Below are 526 nucleotides of genomic sequence, written 5' to 3'. Positions count from 1 at the left end.
CCAACTCCCCAGGGCTTATCGCAGGCTCCAACGTCCTTCATCGGCTCTCGGTGCCAAGACATCCACCATGTGCCCTTAACAGCTTGCCAAACAAACCACAACACGACAAAACACAAACAATGCGTCTCGTCATGCGTTAAGGATCTCTACATAAACTCGCATCAAGCACTTATTAAAAAGATGCTCGCGTCCACTGTCCAGTTCTCAAACAACACACCCACCAACCCAGCAACCACCCACAACGAGGCAGCCACCACAAAGGAGGCACCAGAGCAAACCACACGAGAACTTCCGCGTGATCCCTCAGGACCCAACAGTGCGCCACACACAACCCACCTGACACCACCAGCCCCGCGTTCCACACCACCACACCCCCCACCCCGAAAGGCAGACAGTGCAACAGCAGTACTAACAGACACCAGCAGCAACAACACGAGCTGCTTCATCGACGGTTCCACAAAGAAGCCGCCAGACACATATAGGGCAACCCACGACATGTGGACCCAACGCCTGACTGATTAAAGCT

1 rRNA gene is annotated in these 526 nt (G+C 54.4%); it reads right to left on the bottom strand.

The features are described from left to right. Positions 1-89: ribosomal RNA gene (locus KK617_RS18675) — 23S ribosomal RNA — on the bottom strand; the annotation flags it as partial. Between the last annotated feature and the right edge of the window lie 437 nt (positions 90-526).

It is taken from the genome of Nocardioides sp. ChNu-99, assembly GCF_029493445.1.
Taxonomy (GTDB): Bacteria; Actinomycetota; Actinomycetes; order Propionibacteriales; family Nocardioidaceae; genus Nocardioides.
Note: the sequence above shows the minus strand (reverse complement) of the source record. Positions and strands in the feature narration are given on the sequence as shown.